15 protein-coding genes are annotated in these 16,855 nt (G+C 65.0%); 14 read left to right on the top strand and 1 reads right to left on the bottom strand.

Going from position 1 to position 16,855, the window contains the following annotated elements; all coding sequences use genetic code 11:
• Positions 1–157 precede the first annotated feature (157 nt).
• The 9 genes from D1F64_RS01380 (at position 158) to fdhF (ending at position 12,420) form a co-directional block, all read left to right on the top strand.
• Positions 158–1,567: a peptidoglycan DD-metalloendopeptidase family protein gene (locus D1F64_RS01380; RefSeq protein ID WP_248304570.1), complete on the top strand. Its 1,410-nt coding sequence runs from the start codon at positions 158–160 to the stop codon at positions 1,565–1,567.
• Complete coding sequence (locus D1F64_RS01375; protein WP_117410960.1) at positions 1,564–2,892, top strand: S41 family peptidase; 1,329 nt, start codon at positions 1,564–1,566, stop codon at positions 2,890–2,892. The genes D1F64_RS01380 and D1F64_RS01375 overlap by 4 nt, the downstream gene beginning before the upstream one ends.
• A 137-nt stretch (positions 2,893–3,029) precedes the next feature.
• A complete protein-coding gene (locus D1F64_RS01370; protein ID WP_117414340.1) occupies positions 3,030–4,223 on the top strand; it encodes a divergent polysaccharide deacetylase family protein in 1,194 nt (397 codons plus the stop codon).
• A gap of 46 nt (positions 4,224–4,269) precedes the next feature.
• On the top strand, positions 4,270–4,770 hold the full coding sequence (locus D1F64_RS01365; protein WP_117410959.1) for an RNA pyrophosphohydrolase: 501 nt from the start codon (positions 4,270–4,272) through the stop codon (positions 4,768–4,770).
• A gap of 135 nt (positions 4,771–4,905) precedes the next feature.
• Positions 4,906–5,676: a glucose 1-dehydrogenase gene (locus D1F64_RS01360; protein ID WP_117410958.1), complete on the top strand. Its 771-nt coding sequence runs from the start codon at positions 4,906–4,908 to the stop codon at positions 5,674–5,676.
• A 15-nt stretch (positions 5,677–5,691) separates the two neighbouring features.
• Positions 5,692–6,900, top strand: a complete 1,209-nt coding sequence (locus D1F64_RS01355; RefSeq protein ID WP_117414339.1) for an acyl-CoA dehydrogenase family protein — start codon at positions 5,692–5,694, stop codon at positions 6,898–6,900.
• 66 nt (positions 6,901–6,966) lie between these two features.
• Positions 6,967–7,866 carry a LysR family transcriptional regulator gene (locus tag D1F64_RS01350; protein ID WP_117410957.1) on the top strand — a complete coding sequence of 300 codons (900 nt, stop codon included), beginning with the start codon at positions 6,967–6,969 and terminating at the stop codon, positions 7,864–7,866.
• A 104-nt stretch (positions 7,867–7,970) separates the two neighbouring features.
• Positions 7,971–9,644, top strand: coding sequence for an NADH-ubiquinone oxidoreductase-F iron-sulfur binding region domain-containing protein (locus D1F64_RS01345; RefSeq protein ID WP_117410956.1), 1,674 nt, complete (start codon positions 7,971–7,973; stop codon positions 9,642–9,644).
• Position 9,645: 1 nt separating this feature from the next.
• Positions 9,646–12,420 carry a formate dehydrogenase subunit alpha gene (gene fdhF, locus D1F64_RS01340; protein ID WP_117410955.1) on the top strand — a complete coding sequence of 925 codons (2,775 nt, stop codon included), beginning with the start codon at positions 9,646–9,648 and terminating at the stop codon, positions 12,418–12,420.
• Between the two features lie 192 nt (positions 12,421–12,612).
• Here fdhF and pyrF read toward each other — a convergent pair whose 3' ends face one another.
• Positions 12,613–13,335, bottom strand: coding sequence for an orotidine-5'-phosphate decarboxylase (pyrF, locus tag D1F64_RS01335; protein ID WP_117410954.1), 723 nt, complete (start codon positions 13,333–13,335; stop codon positions 12,613–12,615).
• Between the two features lie 175 nt (positions 13,336–13,510).
• Between pyrF and hisB the strand changes: the two genes are divergently transcribed.
• From hisB to hisF, 5 genes are read left to right on the top strand one after another with little or no spacing between them, the layout of a single operon-like run.
• Positions 13,511–14,104: an imidazoleglycerol-phosphate dehydratase HisB gene (hisB, locus tag D1F64_RS01330; protein WP_117410953.1), complete on the top strand. Its 594-nt coding sequence runs from the start codon at positions 13,511–13,513 to the stop codon at positions 14,102–14,104.
• Positions 14,105–14,153: 49 nt separating this feature from the next.
• Complete coding sequence (locus tag D1F64_RS01325) at positions 14,154–14,633, top strand: DUF2628 domain-containing protein (protein ID WP_117410952.1); 480 nt, start codon at positions 14,154–14,156, stop codon at positions 14,631–14,633.
• Positions 14,630–15,277 carry an imidazole glycerol phosphate synthase subunit HisH gene (gene hisH / locus D1F64_RS01320; protein ID WP_117410951.1) on the top strand — a complete coding sequence of 216 codons (648 nt, stop codon included), beginning with the start codon at positions 14,630–14,632 and terminating at the stop codon, positions 15,275–15,277. Before D1F64_RS01325 ends, hisH begins: the two co-directional genes overlap by 4 nt.
• Positions 15,278–15,314: 37 nt before the next feature.
• Positions 15,315–16,055 (top strand): 1-(5-phosphoribosyl)-5-[(5-phosphoribosylamino)methylideneamino]imidazole-4-carboxamide isomerase, encoded by a 741-nt coding sequence (gene hisA / locus D1F64_RS01315; protein WP_117410950.1) that lies wholly within the window; start codon positions 15,315–15,317, stop codon positions 16,053–16,055.
• The gene (gene hisF, locus D1F64_RS01310) at positions 16,055–16,831 is read left to right on the top strand and encodes an imidazole glycerol phosphate synthase subunit HisF (protein ID WP_205470607.1); all 777 of its coding nucleotides are present in this window, start codon (positions 16,055–16,057) and stop codon (positions 16,829–16,831) included. The genes hisA and hisF overlap by 1 nt, the downstream gene beginning before the upstream one ends.
• Positions 16,832–16,855: the final 24 nt, after the last annotated feature.

The following is a 16,855-nucleotide window of genomic DNA, read 5'->3' as shown; positions in this document are numbered from 1 at the left end:
TGGTTGACGTTTCGTTAATCGGCCGCTGACATACTCGACGGGGTGAGTTACTGGCGCGACCATCAGGCTCGAGACAGCCGTTTGGCTGGTGGCCTGAACGGAGGACAAGGTGACGGCGCACCGTCGCGGAATCAGTGCAATTCCGGCAGGATCAGGAGTGACGGGCTTCCATCGCATGGGCGCCCGCGCCGCGTGTGGCGAGGTGCGTTTCGCGCTGCGCGCCTGGCTGTGTGGTGTATCGATACCGCTTCTGCTGCTCACGGCGGCGGCAACATCCGCAGCGGCAACCCAGAGCGAGGTCGACCCCGACGCCGCGGAGCTTGTCGCTGAAGATGCGGGCGCCGCTCAGACCGAGGCGGAACGCGCCAAACAGGCACACGAACAGGAACTGCAGGCGCTGACGCGCGACATCAGCCTGACCGAGGAACGCCAGGCGGAACTCAAGCGCGAGATCGATGCGATCAACCGCGATCGCGACACGCTCAATGCCGATCTGTTGCGCACCGCCCAGCGCGTGCATGCGCTGGAGGGCGAGTTGGATGCGACCGAGGAGCGACTGGGCCGTTTGCGCATGAACGTGGTGAGCGTCCGCGCGTCACTCAATGATCGGCGCGGCGTGCTGGCCGAAGTGCTGGCGACGCTGCAGCGGATCGGCCGACGTCCGCCGCCGGCGCTGGCGGTGCGGCCCAAGGATGCGCTGGCCGCCGTGCGCAGTGCGATGCTGCTCAACGCGGTGATGCCGGAAATCCGCACGGAAGCCGAAGCGCTTGCGGGCGACTTGCAGCAGCTGACAAGCCTGCACGATGATATCGCCGGCGAACGTGATCGCCTGAAAAGCGACTCAATGCGTCTGGCCGAGGAACGGTCGCGGGTGGAATTGCTGATCGAGGCCAAGCGCGAGCAGGAAACAGCCTCGCGCGAGAAGCTCGAGGCGGAGAGTGCTCGCGCGCAGGAGCTGGCGCAGGCGGCCACCTCGCTGCAGGATCTGATCAGAAAACTGGAAGCGGAAATCGGCGCGACCCAGCAGGCCGCCCGGGATGCGGCCGAGCACGAGGCGCGCACCCGTGCCGCGCACCGCGACGATGATCCCTTCGCCGATCCCGGTCGTCTGAGTCCGGCGATCACATTCGCCCGGGCGAAGGGTCTGCTCGGCATGCCGGTGAACGGCGCCGTGCTGCGCGACTTTGGCACGGATGACGGCTTTGGCGCGCACACGCAGGGAATGTCGATTGCCGCGCGCAGCGGCGCCAGTGTGACCGCGCCCGCTGACGGCTGGGTGGTCTACGCGGGGCCATTTCGCAGCTACGGCCAACTCTTGATCCTGAACGCGGGCGGTGGCTATCATGTCCTGCTCGCCGGCATGGATCGAATCGATGTGGATCTGGGACAGTTTGTCCTGGCGGGAGAGCCTGTCGCGGTCATGGGAATTCCCAAGCTGGCCAGTGCGACGATGCTTGACCTGGGGTCCACGCGTCCTGTGCTCTATATTGAGTTTCGAAAAGACGGCACTTCAATCGATCCCGCGCCCTGGTGGGCGCGCCCGGAAGATGAAAAGGTTCGCGGATGATACGGAAAGCCTCGTTGTTGCTCGCCGGCGCCTTGCTTGGCGCCACCGCGGTGGTCACCCTGTCGCAGACAGAGTTCATGATCGGCAGCGCCGCAAACGCGGCCGCTTCCGACACCTACAGGCAGTTGCATCTGTTTGGTGACGTGTTCGAGCGGATCCGCTCCGATTATGTGGAGACACCCGACGATGCGGAACTGATCGAATCCGCCATCAACGGCATGTTGACCTCGCTCGATCCGCATTCGAGCTACATGTCGCCCAAAAGCTTCCGCGACATGCAGGTTCAGACGCGCGGTGAGTTCGGCGGCCTCGGTATCGAGGTCACCATGGAGGACGGCTTCGTCAAGGTGGTGACACCGATCGACGACACGCCGGCGTTCCACGCCGGCGTCATGGCCGGCGATCTGATCACCCATCTGGACGGCGAGGCCGTCCAGGGTCTCACGCTCAACGAGGCGGTGGAGAAGATGCGCGGGCCGGTGCAGACCGACATCCAGTTGCGCATCCGTCGCGGCACTATGGAAGAGCCGATCGAGATCACCGTCAGGCGCGACGTGATCCGCATCCGCTCCGTGCGCTGGCGCAAGGAAGACGACATCGGTTACATCCGCATCACGCAGTTCAACGAACAGACCTATGACGGCGTGAAAAATGCGATCGCGGAACTGTCCGGTGAAATCGCCGAGAAGGACCTCAAGGGGTACATCGTCGATCTGCGCAACAATCCCGGCGGGCTGCTCGATCAGGCGATCGCCGTGTCCGATGCGTTCCTCGATCGCGGCGAGATTGTCTCCACCCGCGGCCGCAACAACGACGAGAGCCAGCGCTACAATGCCCGTTCGGGCGATCTGTCCAAGGGCAAGCCGGTGATCGTTCTGGTCAATGGCGGATCGGCCTCCGCATCCGAAATCGTGGCAGGCGCCCTGCAGGACCATCGCCGCGGCACCATCCTGGGCACCCGATCCTTCGGCAAGGGTTCCGTTCAGACGATCATCCCGCTTGGCGCCAATGGCGCGATCCGGCTGACCACGGCACGCTACTTCACCCCGTCGGGCACCTCGATCCAGGCCAAGGGCATCGTGCCGGACATCGAGATCCTGCAGGAGCTGCCTGAGGAGCTGAAGGGCAAGCTCGAGACACGCGGCGAGGCGAACCTGCGCGGCCATCTGGAATCGGAAGACGGCAGCGAGCAGACAGGCTCGCAGGCCTACGTTCCGCCGGACGCCAAGGATGACAAGCAGCTGCATTTCGCCTTTGATCTTCTGCGCGGTATCAAGATCAACCAGAAGTTCCCGCCGGACCCCAATGCCGGTGTGCCGAACTGATGCATGAGACGCGGGCCGGGCGCACCTGTTGCGCCCGGCCCGTTTTATGCGCGCGACGCGCGCACGGGACGAGCTGACACGAACAGCGGTTGCGCGATCACGCGCGGCTGAAATGCGGCTATCGGGTGGATTTTGTCATGGCGGCGGATGAACTGACCGCCCCCTTGGGGCTGAAAAGCGGACGGGTGCAGTTTCGCATTCCGCTCGGCCTGATCGGCATGACGATCATCGCGGTGATTCTCATCGCAGCGACGGTCTGGATCGGATTCGTCGACGATCCCAACGGGGGCGAACCCTCTGCCGTGGTGGCCATCAACAAGAACCCGCGCAACGTTTCGGCCCGCGACATCTCGGTCGTCGGCATCCGTCCGACCATCGACCAGCAAGGCGCCGGCGAGGGTGCGGCGAACGGGATGACGGGCGATGGCGTGACGCCGGAAGACGCAGCGGTGCATTTCGACCCCGTGCTGCCTGACGGCACCACCGGTGGCCAGATCGCCGGGCTCGATGGTGAACGCAGCCTGACGACCACGCCCGACGACCGGATAACCGAGGAAGGCCGCTACGGCCCGCTGCCGCGGATCGGCGACGACGGCGCCCGGGCACTCGACTTTTACGCCCGCCCCTATGACACCCAGAGCGTCGGTGTGGCCAGCATCGCCATCGTCGTGGGTGGCCTGGGTCTCAGCCAGACGGGCACTCAGGAGGCGATCGCCAAGCTGCCGGCGGACGTGACCCTTTCCTTCGCGCCCTATGGCGCCAGCCTCGACCGCTGGCAGACGCGCGCGCGCCAGGCCGGTCATGAACTTCTGCTGCAGATCCCCCTCGAACCGTACGATTTCCCTGACAACGATCCCGGCCCGCACACGCTTCTGGTGAAGCTGTCACCGCAGGCCAACGCGGACCGGCTGCACTGGCTGATGAGCCGGATTTCCAATTATGTCGGCGTGGGCAACTTCATGGGCGCGCGTTTCACCGCCGAAGCGGCGGCCATCAAACCGGTGCTCGAGGAACTCAAGCGCCGCGGGCTGATGTATTTCGACGACGGCTCCTCGCCGCGCAGCACGGTTGCGGCGCTCTCCAACGCCACCCGCACGCCCTATGCGGGAGCCGACGTGGTGCTTGACGCGGTGCCGTCAAAAGACGAGATCGACGCGCGGCTGCTCAAACTCGAGGCCACCGCGCGCACCAAGGGGCTGGCCATCGGTTCGGCTTCGGCGCTGCCGATTTCCATCGAGCGGATCAGCGAATGGGCGCAGAGCCTTGAAGCGCGAGGCCTGCGCCTTGTGCCGCTCAGCGCATCGGTGCGCAACAGAGTGCCCTCCAACTGAGCGGCCACATATCTGCTCTTCCCTTCGCCCGCCACCGAGGATACCGATGTCCGACACCCCTCCGCTCACTCATCGCCCGTGCGTCGGCGTAATGCTGATCAACCGCGACGGGCTGGTATGGGTCGGCAGGCGCATGGATGGTCCGGAGCAGGAGGATGCCGCTCACCGCTGGCAGATGCCGCAGGGCGGTATCGACAAGGGCGAGGATCCGCTTGCGGCCGCCAGGCGCGAGCTGTTTGAGGAGACCAGTGTCTCATCCATCTCGCTGCTGGCCGAAGCCACCGATTGGTACAGCTACGATCTTCCGGCCGCGGTTGCGGGCCAGGCCTGGAAGGGCAAATATCGCGGCCAGACCCAGAAATGGTTCGCGTTCCGGTTTGAGGGCGACGACAGCGAGATCGACGTTATCAAGCCGCCGCACGGCCACAAGCCGGAGTTTTCCGCCTGGCGCTGGGAAAAGGCCGAGAACCTTCCCCAGTTGATCATTCCGTTCAAACGGGATGTCTATGAAAAGGTCGTGGCGACGTTTTCGCAGTTTACCGCATAGGTTGCCGCCCGGTCTGCCGAACCCGCGCCGATCATCCCCTATCCAACTGAATCCCTTTCCCAAATTTCGTCAAGGCACGTGACGCGACCCGGTGCTTGGTTCTACAGTGAGCTCCAAACGGTTTGGGAGGATCGGATGGATCTGGGAGGCATGCTGGCCGGGCGCAGCATTTTGATCACCGGCGCGTCCAGCGGTATTGGCGCGCATTTCGCAAAAACCTGCGCGCGCTGCGGCGCGCGTGTCGCCATTGCCGCGCGCCGCACCGACAGGCTCGAGGCATTGCGCGCGGCGCTTGAGCAGGCGGGCGCGGCCGAGGTCCTGGCCGTGGCGCTGGATGTGAGCGACGAGGCATCGATCGAAACGTGCATGCAGACGGTTTTCAACGCCTTCGGCGGGCTCGATGTGCTGGTCAACAACGCCGGGACCGCCCGTGACGGGCTATCCGTGGATCAGAGCGTCGAGGATTTCGACGCGGTAATGGACGTCAACCTGCGCGGCGTATGGCTGACGGCCATGGCGGCGGCGCGGCGCTGGCGGGAGACCGGCTCGGGCGGCGCCATCATCAATATCGCCTCCATCCTCGGCCTTCGGGTCGCTCCGGGCGTTGTGCCCTATGCCATCTCCAAGGCCGGTGTCGTGCAGATGACCAAGGGCCTGGCCGGCGAACTCGCCCGTTTCAACATTCGGGTCAACGCCATCGCCCCGGGCTACTTCGACACCGAGATCAACCGCGCGTTTTTCAAGACGCCGCGCGCCGAGGTGATGATCAAGCGCATCCCGATGCGCCGCATCGGCCGGCTTGCGGAGCTGGACGCGCCCTTCCTGCTGCTGGCGACGGATGCGGGCTCCTACATCAACGGCGCGGTGATTCCCGTGGACGGCGGCCATCTGGTCAGCGCCTTGTAAAATCGGACCATGGTCATGGACTTCACGCTCGATCCCCATCACGACGCGCTGCGCACGCAGGTCCGCGCATTCGTCGATGAGCACATCATCCCGCTGGAAGCGGACAAGGCGAATTTCGACGAGTTCGAGAATATTCGCCTGGAGCTGCGAGACCAGTTGCGCGCCAAGGCAAAGGCGGCCGGGCTGTGGGCGCCGCAGATGGCCAAGACGCGTGGCGGTCTCGGTCTGCCGATGATCGGCCAGGCGGCGTTCTACGAGGAAGCCAACCGGTCGATTTTCGGCCCCTCCGCCTTCAATTGCGCCGCACCCGACGACGGCAACATGCGCCTTCTTGAAATGGTCGGGACCGATGACCAGAGGGAACGCTGGCTGCAGCCAATCGTCGACGGGGAGGTCAATTCCTCCTTCGTGATGACGGAGCCTCATCCCGGCGGCGGCTCGGATCCCGGCATGATTCAAACCCGCGCGGAACGCCACGGCAACGTGTGGAGAATTTATGGCCGCAAGTGGTTCATCTCGGGCGCCGCGATCGCCAAGCACTTCATCTTGATGGCGCGCACCAGCACGGACCCGAACGAGACGCGCAAGCACTTGACAGCTTTCCTGTTTCACCGCGACCAACCTGGCTGGCGCATCGTGCGGCGGATCGACAACATGGGGCCGGATGAGCACGGCGGCGTCTGCGAGCTGGAATTCGACGGGCTGGAGATTTCGGACCGTGATCGGCTGATGCAGGTCGGTGACGGCTTGAAGGTGACGCAAATCCGCCTGGGGCCGGCGCGCCTGACCCATTGCATGCGCTGGCTGGGGCTTTCCAAGCGGTGCATGGAGATCACTCAGGACTATGTCTCCACTCGTGAGGGCTTCGGTGTGAAACTTGGCGCGCGCGAATCCGTCCAGACGGCGCTCGGCGAGCTCGCGCACGACATCCAGATCGGCCGCCTGTTGGTGATGCATGCCGCCTGGAAGCTCGATGGGGGCGACCGCGCCCGAAAAGAAGTGTCCAGCGCCAAGATCCACGTGGCCGACACGCTGCACAAGGCTGCGGACACCGGTATCCAGCTCAACGGCGCACGAGGCTATTCCAACGACACGGTGCTCGAATGGATCTATCGTTATGCACGGTGTGCGCGTCTCGTGGATGGCGCTTCCGAGGTGCACAAGATGGTGCTGGCGCGCGCCTATGACGCGGAAGGCGGCGACTTCTGGCAATGGGGCGCCTGAGGTCGCTGTGCGCGGCAGGCGGACCTTGACGGGCCGCGCGGGAAACGGGAGAGGAATGCGGACGGCATGGATGTCAAGGATCTTCGTCTCGTCGTGGCGCTTGCGGAGCATCGCCATTTCGCCCGCGCCGCCGCGGCCAGCAGTATCTCTCAACCCGCGTTCTCCGCGCGCATCCGCAAGCTGGAAGAAGAACTCGGCGCGCCGATTGTCGAACGCGCCCAACGTTTTGAAGGTTTCACCGCCGAAGGCGAACGGGTCCTGTCGTGGGCGCGGCGCATCCTCGCCGATTGCGACGGACTGATTCAGGACATGGCCGACGCGCGCGATGTGTTGTCGGGCAAGCTGACCCTTGGCGTGGTGCCCTCTGCGCTGCCGGCCTGCGGTTGGCTGACGGGAGCCTTTGCGGCCGTCCACCCGGCGGTATCGGTGACGATCCTGTCGCGCACCTCGATCGCCATACAGGCGGGACTCGACGACTATTCCCTGGAAGCCGGCGTTTCCTATCTGACCAACGAACCGCTGCGCGGCGTTCGCACGGTGCCATTGTTCACCGAGCGTTATTGCCTCGTCGGCTCGCCGGACTTGCTCGCGCGGCCCGCCGGCACGGGCATTAGCTGGGCGGCGGCGGCGGCCTTGCCATTGTGCCTGCTCAGCGATGACATGCAGAACCGCCGCATCGTCAATGCGGCCTTCGCCTCGGTCCAGAAGGCGCCTGAGCCGCACGTGGTTACCAATTCCTTCACCGGCATTCTCAGCAATGTGCGCACGGGCCATTTCGCGACTGTGCTGCCGGAAGCCCAGGCGACCAATCATAATCTCGAGGGGCTGATCGCTCTGCCGCTGACGACGCCGGAGATAACCCAGAGCGTCGGCCTGATCATTCCCGACCGTGACCCGGTCCTGCCCGTCACGAAGCGTCTGATCGAACTCGCCGAAAACCTGCAGCACCCGATGCGATCAGTTTGATAATCAAAGCAAATCAACCGATCCGCATTCGCGATTTGCCGTCGTGGCCATAATACTAATCTAATGGAGGGTAAGTCCCGGTTTCGGGGACACGGGAGAAAGACATGCTCAAAAATGGCGCGAAGCGCCGGGATAATTCGAAACCGAAAGGCCGGCCACTTGACCTGACCGCGCTTTACGATGTCGAAACCCTGCTTGGTGAGGAGGCCCGCACGCCCGATCTGCTGATTGAGCATCTGCACAAGCTCCAGGACAAGTTTGGCTGCTTGCATGCCCGCCACCTGCGCGCGCTCGCTGATGCGATGCGTCTGTCGCAGGCCGAGGTGTTCGAGGTCGCCAGCTTCTACCACCATTTCGACATCGTCACCGAAGACGGCACGGCGCCGGCGCCGCTGACCGTCCGCGTCTGCGATTCGCTCTCCTGCGCGCTGGCCGGAGGTGAGGCGCTCGCCGAAAGGCTCGAGGGCCTGTGCGACAGCCAGAACGTGCGCGTGCAGCGGGTGCCGTGCATCGGCCGGTGTCAGCACGCACCTGCGGCGCAGGTCGGCAAACGCGCGGTCGACGTGGCCGACGAAGGCAAGATCATCTCCACCATCGCGGCCGGCGATACCACGCCGGAGATTCCCGCCTACACCGACCTCGCGGCCTATCAGGCGGACGGCGGCTATGCGCTGCTGAAGGCCGTCAAGGCCGGCGAGCACACGGTGGAAAGTCTCATCGAGCTGATGTCGGACGCGGGCCTGCGCGGACTTGGCGGCGCGGGCTTTCCCGTGGGCCGCAAGTGGTCCATCGTGCGCGAGCAGCCCAGCCCGAGGCTGATGACGGTCAACGCCGACGAGGGAGAGCCCGGCACCTTCAAGGACCGCGCCTATCTGGAAAGCGATCCGCACCGCATGCTGGAAGGCGCGCTGATCGCCGCCAATGTGGTCGGCGCGCAGCGCATCTACATCTATCTGCGCGACGAATATCCGGCCGCCCACGAGATCCTGACACGCGAGATCGCGGCGCTCGATGCCGCGGGCCTGACCAAGGAGATCGGCATCGATCTGCGGCGCGGCGCGGGCGCCTACATCTGCGGCGAGGAATCCGCGATGATCGAATCGATCGAGGGCAAGCGTGGCCTGCCACGCAACCGGCCGCCCTATATCGCGCAAGTGGGCCTGTTCGGCCGCCCGACCCTGAACCACAACGTCGAGACCCTGTTCTGGATTCGCGACATCGTGCAGAAGGGCGCGGATTGGTTCGCAAGCCAGGGACGCCGCGACCACAAGGGCCTGCGGTCCTTCTCGGTTTCAGGCCGCGTGAAGAACCCCGGCGTCAAGCTGGCCCCGGCCGGCATCACGGTGCTCGAACTGATCGAGGAATTCTGCGGCGGCATGGCCGATGGCCACGCCTTCAAGGGCTATCTGCCCGGCGGCGCGTCCGGTGGCATCCTGCCGGCGTCGCTCGGCGACATCCCACTCGATTTCGGCACGCTGGAAAAGCATGGCTCCTTTGTCGGCTCGCACGCTGTCGTCATCCTGTCCGACAAGGACGACATGCGGCAGGCGGCGCTCAACCTGATGCGCTTCTTCAAGCACGAGAGCTGCGGCCAATGCACGCCGTGCCGCTCCGGCACCGAGAAAATGGTCGACCTGCTGGCCAGCGGCAACTGGGACAAGGACCTGATTCACGATCTGGAACAGGTGATGCGCGACGCCTCGATCTGCGGCCTCGGCCAGGCAGCGTCGAACCCGGTCCGAACCGTCATGACGTTTTTCGCCAAGGAGGGCATGTGACATGACCACCCAGGGAATCACCTTTTCTCTCAACGGCCGCGACGTTGTCGCCGAGCCCGGGGAAACCATCTGGCAAGTGGCCAAGCGCGAAGGCGTCGCCATCCCGCATCTGTGCCACAAGGATTCGCCCGGCTACCGTTCGGACGGCAACTGCCGCGCCTGCATGGTGGAAGTGGAAGGCGAACGCACGCTGGCCGCATCCTGCATCCGCACGCCGTCCGAGGGCATGGTGGTGAAGAGCGAGGGCGAGCGCACCGAAAAGGCGCGCGCCATGGTCTTCGAGCTGCTGATGGCCGACCAGCCCAAGCGCGACGAGAGCCCCGATCCGGACAGCGATTTCTGGACATGGTCGGACCGGGTCGGCGTCTCCGCCTCCCGTTACGCGCCCGGTCAGGCAAAGCCGCGCGACATCTCCCACCCCGCCATGGCCGTGAACCTGGACGCCTGCATCTCGTGCGGGCTGTGTGAGCGCGCCTGCCGCGAAGTGCAGGTCAACGATGTCATCGGCATGAGCTATCGCGGCGGCCACACGGTGCCGACCTTCGATCTCAACGATCCGATGGGTCTGTCGACCTGCGTCGCCTGCGGCGAATGCGTTCAGGCATGCCCCACCGGCGCGCTGTTCGAGAAAACCCTGATGGACGCCGAGGCCAAGAAGCGCACCGTCTGGGCGGATTACACCGTCGACAGCGTCTGCCCCTATTGCGGCGTCGGCTGCCAGACCAAGGTGTCCGTAAAGAACGCCAAGATCGTTCAGGTCGACGGCCGCGACGGCCCGGCCAACGAGAACCGGCTCTGCGTCAAGGGCCGCTTCGGCTACGATTATGTGCGCCATCCGCACCGCCTGACCGAGCCGCTGATCCGCCGCGACGACGCGCCCAAGGATGCCTTCGCGGAAATGGACCCCGGCAACCCTTACGAGGTGTTCCGCAAGGCGACCTGGGAAGAGGCTTTGGCGCGCGCGGCATCAGGTCTCAAGACCCTCGCTGACGAGGATGGTGGCAAGGCGATCGCCGGCTTCGGCTCCGCCAAGGGCTCCAACGAGGAAGCCTATCTGTTCCAGAAGCTGATCCGTCAGGGGTTCGGCACCAACAACGTGGATCACTGCACCCGCCTGTGCCACGCATCGTCCGTGGCCGCGCTGATGGAAGGCGTGGGGTCGGGCGCTGTGTCCGCGCCGTTCACCGCGGCCGAGGATGCGGATTGCATCATCGTCATCGGCGCGCGGCCCGAGCAGAACCATCCCGTCGCCGCCACCTATCTCAAGCAGGCGGCCAAGCGCGGTGCCGAGTTGATCGTCATGGATCCGCGCGGCCAGGAGCTGATGCGCCACGCGACCCATTCGCTGCGCTTCAAGCCGGGCACGGACGTGGCGCTGCTCAATGCCATGCTGAACGTCATCGTCACGGAGAAGCTCTACGACGAGCAGTACATCCAGGCGCACGCCGACGGCTTCGAGGCGCTGAAGGAGAAGATCGTCGAGTTCTCTCCCGAGGAAATGGAGCCGGTCTGCGGCATCTCCGCCGACGAGATTCGCACCGTGGCGCGCAAATACGCCACCTCGCCGCGCTCGATCATCTTCTGGGGCATGGGCGTGTCGCAGCACGTGCACGGCACCGACAACGCCCGCTGCCTGATCGCGCTGGCGCTGACCACCGGCCAGGTCGGCCGTCCTGGCACCGGCCTGCACCCGCTGCGCGGCCAGAACAACGTCCAGGGCGCATCTGACGCCGGCCTGATCCCGATGCTCTATCCGGACTACCGCTCGGTCGAGGACATCAACATCCGCGGCGAGTTCGAGGATGCCTGGGGCCGGCCGCTGGATGCCAAGCGTGGCCTGACCGTCGTGGAGATCATCGACGCGATCCACGATGGCGAGATCCGAGGCATGTATGTGATGGGCGAGAACCCGGCGATGTCGGATCCCGACCAACTGCACGCGCGCTCGGCGCTCGCCAAGCTCGACCATCTGGTGGTGCAGGACATCTTCCTCACCGAGACGGCCTGGCACGCAGACGTGATCCTGCCGTCATCCGCACATGCGGAGAAGCTCGGCACCTTCACCAACACGAACCGTCAGGTGCAGATCGGCCGTCCGGTGCTGCCGCTGCCAGGCAACGCGCGTCAGGATTGGGAACTGATCGTCGAACTGGCCAACCGCGTCGGCCTCGACTGGCGCTACAAGAAGGGCGTTTCCGACGTTTACGAGGAAATGCGCGGGCACATGGCGTCGCTCGACAACATCCCGTGGTCACGGGTGGAAAGCGAAGGCTCGGTCACCTATCCGGCGGATTCCGAGGACAAGCCGGGCAACGAGATCATCTTCACCGACACCTTCCCCACGGCCGACGGCCGCGCCCGCATCGTTCCCGCCGCGGTGACGCCGCCCGACGAGCTGCCGGACGAGACCTATCCGCTGGTGCTCACCACCGGCCGCATGCTCGAGCATTGGCACACGGGCTCCATGACACGCCGGTCCGAGACGCTCGACGCACTTGAGCCGGAGCCCGTCGCGGCCATGAACCCGCGCGAGATCGAACGTCAGGGATTGGGCGTCGGCGACATGATCACCGTGTCCACCCGGCGCGGCGCGATCTCATTGACGCTGCGCTCCGACCGCGAAGTGGCCGACGGGATGATCTTCATTCCCTTCTGCTTCTTCGAGGCCCCGGCCAACCGGCTCACCAACCCGCAGCTCGATCCCTTCGGCAAGATCCCGGAGTTCAAGTTCTGCGCGGCGCGCGTGGACGCGATGCCCGCCGTGGCGGCGGAGTAGCCGGCGATCTTGACTGGAATACGGAAAAGGGCGGCCTCGCCGCCCTTTTTCATGCGCGGACACTGGATGGTCACGCGAAATGATGCGCGCCTAGAGCAGATCCGTTTCTTACAGAATCGGATCTTTGCTCTAAGTCCTTGTTTTGGCGCAAATCCGGACGGATAACCGGTGCCCACTTATCCTGGATTTGTTCTAAAGCGCGGCTTCGATCTCGGCGACGACGGCCTGCGCCGCCGCGCGGCGGTCGGCGGCTTGCGTGATCGGACGGCCGATGACGAGATAGTCCGAGCCGGCTGCAATCGCCTCGCCCGGCGTCATGATACGCTTCTGATCGCCCGCATCCGAGCCAGCGGGGCGGATGCCTGGGGTGACCAGCACCATGTCGGGGCCGGCGAGTTCCCGCAGCTGGCCGACTTCCAGCGGCGAGCAGACGATGCCGCCCATGCCGGCGGCTCTTGCGGCAATGGTGCGCGTCTTGACCAGTTCCTCGACATCGCCGTTATAACCGGCCGCCTTCATGTCCTCGGTGTCCATGGAGGTCAGCACCGTGACGCCGAGCAGGCAGACAGGGGCCTCGCCCCGGCCGGCGACGGCCGCGCGCATGGTCTTGGGATAGGCGTGGATGGTGACGAAATGCATGCCCATCCGGATGATGTTCTCGACCGCCTTCTGCACCGTGTTATCGATGTCCAGAAGCTTTACATCGAGAAACACCCTGTGCCCCTCGCGCGCCAGTTCCTCGGCGAACGGCAGGCCGCCGGCGAACTGCAATTGCATGCCCACCTTGTAGACGCCGACGACGCCTTTGGTTTCCTGAACGATCGCGCGGGCTTCTTCAACGGTGGCCACATCGAGCGGCAGGATCAGCCGGTCGGTTGCGGTCTCGGGCTTGAACGAGGGCAGTGTGGCTGGCATGCGGGCGCTCCGAATCACTCGAGTGCCTTCCGATTAGCATCGCGTCCGCGCGCTTGCGAGACAAAACGCCGCAAGCTTGCGCGCGCCAGCTATTTCAAAGCGCGTGGCGGGCTGATACAAAGCGCCGTCCGGGCAACGGCTTGGGTTGCACGATTTGGCAGTATGAGGATCCGCGATGCGCACGGCTTCGATTTCGCGCACGACCAAGGAAACCGACATTTCCGTCAGCGTCTCGCTGGACGGCACGGGCGCCTATGATGTGGCGACCGGGGTTGGTTTCCTCGACCACATGATCGAGCAGCTGGCGCGGCATTCGCTGATCGACATCACGGTGCGCGCGACCGGCGACACGCATATCGATTTCCACCACACCACGGAAGACGTGGGCATCGCGCTCGGCCAGGCCCTGCGCGAGGCGCTGGGCGACATGACAGGCATCACCCGCTATGGCGACGTGCATCTGGTGATGGACGAGGCAATGACCCGCTGCGGCGTCGACGTTTCCGGCCGCCCGTTCCTGGTGTGGCAGGTGGAATTTCGGACGCCCAAGGTCGGCGACTTCGACACCGAGCTGTTCGAGGAGTTTTTCCGCGCGTTTGCGATGAACGCCGGCATCACCCTGCATGTGACCAATCTCTATGGCTCCAACAGCCATCACATCGCCGAGACCTGCTTCAAGGCCGTGGCACGTGCCTTGCGCACCGCCGTGGAGCCCGATCCGCGCCAGACGGGCCGCGTTCCGTCCACCAAGGGTCAACTGGGCGGCTGACGCACGGCCCCGCGCGGCCATCAACGATCATGCACAGGGGTGCACACCCATGACCATCCACACTGTCATGTGTCCGCCGCCGTCCGGTGACGAGACCCGGGACGCGGAACGGATTGTCTTCATCAAGGAAGGCTTCTGCTGGCCGGCGCTGTTCTTTTCCCTGATCTGGCTGCTGTGGCACCGGATGTGGCTGGTGCTCGTGGGCTATCTCGCGATCGAAGCCGTCTTGCTGGTCGCCGGCGCGCTGATCGGCGGCCCCGCGGGTGGCGTGCTCTCGGCGCTTTTCGCCGTGCTCTTCGCGCTGGAGGCCAACGCCTTGCGCCGCTGGACGCTGGAAAGAGGCGGCTGGGAATTCGCGGGTGTCGTGTCCGGCGCCAATCTGGCGGAATGCGAGACGCGGTTCTTTCATCATTGGGTGGAAGCGGGAGCCCATCGCGCGCCGCAGCCTTTGGCCCCTGAGACACGCCGCGCGCAGGCGCCGAACGAGGATGTATTGGGCCTGTTTCCGGCTCCGGAGAATGCGCGATGAGCGTGGCGATTATCGATTACGGCTCGGGGAATCTGCGCTCGGCCACCAAGGCGTTCGAGCGCGCGGCGCGCGAGACCGGCCTGTTTCCTCAGGTGCGGCTGACGGCGGACCCGGATGTGGTGGCCGCCAGCGACCGCATCGTGCTGCCGGGTGTGGGCGCTTTCGCCGATTGCAAACGGGGTTTGGCTGCGGTCGACGGAATGGTCGATGCGCTCACCGAGGCGGTGATCGCCAGGGGCAAACCGTTCCTGGGCATCTGCGTCGGCATGCAACTGATGGCGACACGCGGCCTCGAGCATGAAGTGGCGCAAGGACTTGGCTGGATCCCCGGCGATGTCATCGCGATGAAACTCTCCGACCCCGCGCTGAAAATCCCGCACATGGGCTGGAACACCATCGATACGCGTCCGCACCCGGTGCTTGACGGCATCGAGACGGGCGAGCGCGGCAAGCACGCCTATTTCGTGCATTCCTATCATCTGGCGGCAGATGACCCCGCGCATGTGCTCGCAAGCTTCGAGTACGGCGGCACCTTCACCGCCATGGTCGGACGCGACAACATGATCGGCACTCAGTTCCACCCGGAAAAGAGCCAGCATCTGGGCCTGTCGCTGATCGCCAATTTCCTGAAATGGGCGCCGTGACCGGCGCTCTCCATCGACCTTACACAAGCGAAACCGAATGATCCTCTTTCCCGCCATCGACCTCAAGAACGGCCAGTGCGTGCGCCTGAAGCTCGGCGATATGGACCAGGCGACCGTCTTCAACGATGATCCAGGCGCCCAGGCCCGTGCGTTCCAGGACCAGGGATTCGAGTGGCTGCATGTGGTCGATCTCGACGGCGCGTTTGCCGGAGAGAGCCGTAATGGCGCGGCCGTTGACGCAATTCTCAAGGCGACGAGCAATCCGGTGCAGCTCGGCGGCGGCATCCGCACGATGGCGCATATCGACGCGTGGCTGGAAAAGGGCGTGGCCCGGGTGATCCTGGGCACCGTCGCCGTGCGCGATCCCCAATTGGTCAAGCAAGCCTGCAAGACATATCCCGGCCGCGTCGCCGTGGGCATCGACGCCAAGGGCGGCAAGGTGGCGGTGGAAGGCTGGGCGGAAACGTCGGAACTCACCGCCATCGATCTCGCGAAACGCTTCGAGGACGCAGGCGTCGCCGCGATCATCTACACCGACATCGAGCGAGACGGCATCCTCAAGGGGCTGAATATTGCCTCCACTCTGGAGCTGGCCAACGCCGTCTCGATCCCCGTCATCGCCTCGGGCGGCCTTGCCTCCATCGACGACATCAAGCGGCTGATCGAGCCCGATTGCGATATTCTCGAGGGCGCGATCACCGGCCGCGCGCTCTATGACGGCCGTCTCGATCCCAAGGAAGCCATGGACATGATCCGCGCCAGCCGGGAGGCTGTCTGATGCTGAAGGCCCGCGTGATCCCCTGTCTCGATGTCAAGGATGGTCGTGTCGTCAAGGGCGTCAATTTCGTCGATCTGGTCGATGCCGGCGATCCGGTGGCGGTCGCCAAGGCCTATGATTCGGCTGGCGCCGACGAATTGTGCTTCCTCGACATCACCGCCAGCCATGAAAAACGCGGCATCATTCTCGATGTCGTCCGCCGCACGGCCGAGGAATGCTTCATGCCGGTGACGGTCGGTGGCGGCGTTCGCTCCGTCGAGGACATCCGCAACCTCCTCAATGCGGGCGCCGACAAGGTGTCGATCATGACGGCCGCCGTGCACAACCGCGACTTCGTGCGCGAAGCGGCGGAAAAATTCGGCAGCCAGTGCATTGTCGTCGCCATCGACGCCAAGCGTGTGTCGGGCGAGGGCGAACCGCCGCGCTGGGAGATCTTTACCCACGGCGGGCGCACTCCCACGGGGCTCGATGCCGTGCAATACGCACGTGACGTGGTGGCGCTGGGCGCGGGTGAACTGCTGCTCACCTCGATGGACCGCGACGGCACCAAGATCGGCTTCGACGTGGAACTCACCCGCACCATCGCAGACGCGGTGCCTGTTCCGGTGATCGCCTCGGGCGGCGTCGGCACGCTGGATCATCTGGTCGAGGGGATCCGCGACGGCCACGCGACGGCGGTGCTGGCGGCCTCGATCTTTCACTTCGGTGAATACACCATCCACGAGGCGAAGCAGCACATGGCCGACGCGGGCGTCCCCATGCGTCTGGACGACTGATCGCGCGCAGGCTGCTTGCCGAAA

The sequence above is a fragment of the Breoghania sp. L-A4 genome (assembly GCF_003432385.1).
Taxonomy (GTDB): domain Bacteria; phylum Pseudomonadota; class Alphaproteobacteria; order Rhizobiales; family Stappiaceae; genus Breoghania.
Note: the sequence above shows the minus strand (reverse complement) of the source record. Positions and strands in the feature narration are given on the sequence as shown.

What these genes read in the sequence shown, in the direction of transcription:
- D1F64_RS01350 (WP_117410957.1), top strand. Translation starts at nt 6,967, where the DNA reads ATGGATGTCAAGGATCTTCGTCTCGTCGTGGCGCTTGCGGAGCATCGC.
- hisA (WP_117410950.1), top strand. Translation starts at nt 15,315, where the DNA reads ATGATCCTCTTTCCCGCCATCGACCTCAAGAACGGCCAGTGCGTGCGC.
- pyrF (WP_117410954.1), bottom strand. Translation starts at nt 13,335, where the DNA reads ATGCCAGCCACACTGCCCTCGTTCAAGCCCGAGACCGCAACCGACCGG.
- D1F64_RS01375 (WP_117410960.1), top strand. Translation starts at nt 1,564, where the DNA reads ATGATACGGAAAGCCTCGTTGTTGCTCGCCGGCGCCTTGCTTGGCGCC.
- D1F64_RS01325 (WP_117410952.1), top strand. Translation starts at nt 14,154, where the DNA reads ATGACCATCCACACTGTCATGTGTCCGCCGCCGTCCGGTGACGAGACC.
- D1F64_RS01345 (WP_117410956.1), top strand. Translation starts at nt 7,971, where the DNA reads ATGCTCAAAAATGGCGCGAAGCGCCGGGATAATTCGAAACCGAAAGGC.
- hisH (WP_117410951.1), top strand. Translation starts at nt 14,630, where the DNA reads ATGAGCGTGGCGATTATCGATTACGGCTCGGGGAATCTGCGCTCGGCC.
- D1F64_RS01355 (WP_117414339.1), top strand. Translation starts at nt 5,692, where the DNA reads ATGGACTTCACGCTCGATCCCCATCACGACGCGCTGCGCACGCAGGTC.
- D1F64_RS01370 (WP_117414340.1), top strand. Translation starts at nt 3,030, where the DNA reads ATGGCGGCGGATGAACTGACCGCCCCCTTGGGGCTGAAAAGCGGACGG.
- D1F64_RS01360 (WP_117410958.1), top strand. Translation starts at nt 4,906, where the DNA reads ATGGATCTGGGAGGCATGCTGGCCGGGCGCAGCATTTTGATCACCGGC.
- fdhF (WP_117410955.1), top strand. Translation starts at nt 9,646, where the DNA reads ATGACCACCCAGGGAATCACCTTTTCTCTCAACGGCCGCGACGTTGTC.
- hisF (WP_205470607.1), top strand. Translation starts at nt 16,055, where the DNA reads ATGCTGAAGGCCCGCGTGATCCCCTGTCTCGATGTCAAGGATGGTCGT.
- D1F64_RS01365 (WP_117410959.1), top strand. Translation starts at nt 4,270, where the DNA reads ATGTCCGACACCCCTCCGCTCACTCATCGCCCGTGCGTCGGCGTAATG.
- hisB (WP_117410953.1), top strand. Translation starts at nt 13,511, where the DNA reads ATGCGCACGGCTTCGATTTCGCGCACGACCAAGGAAACCGACATTTCC.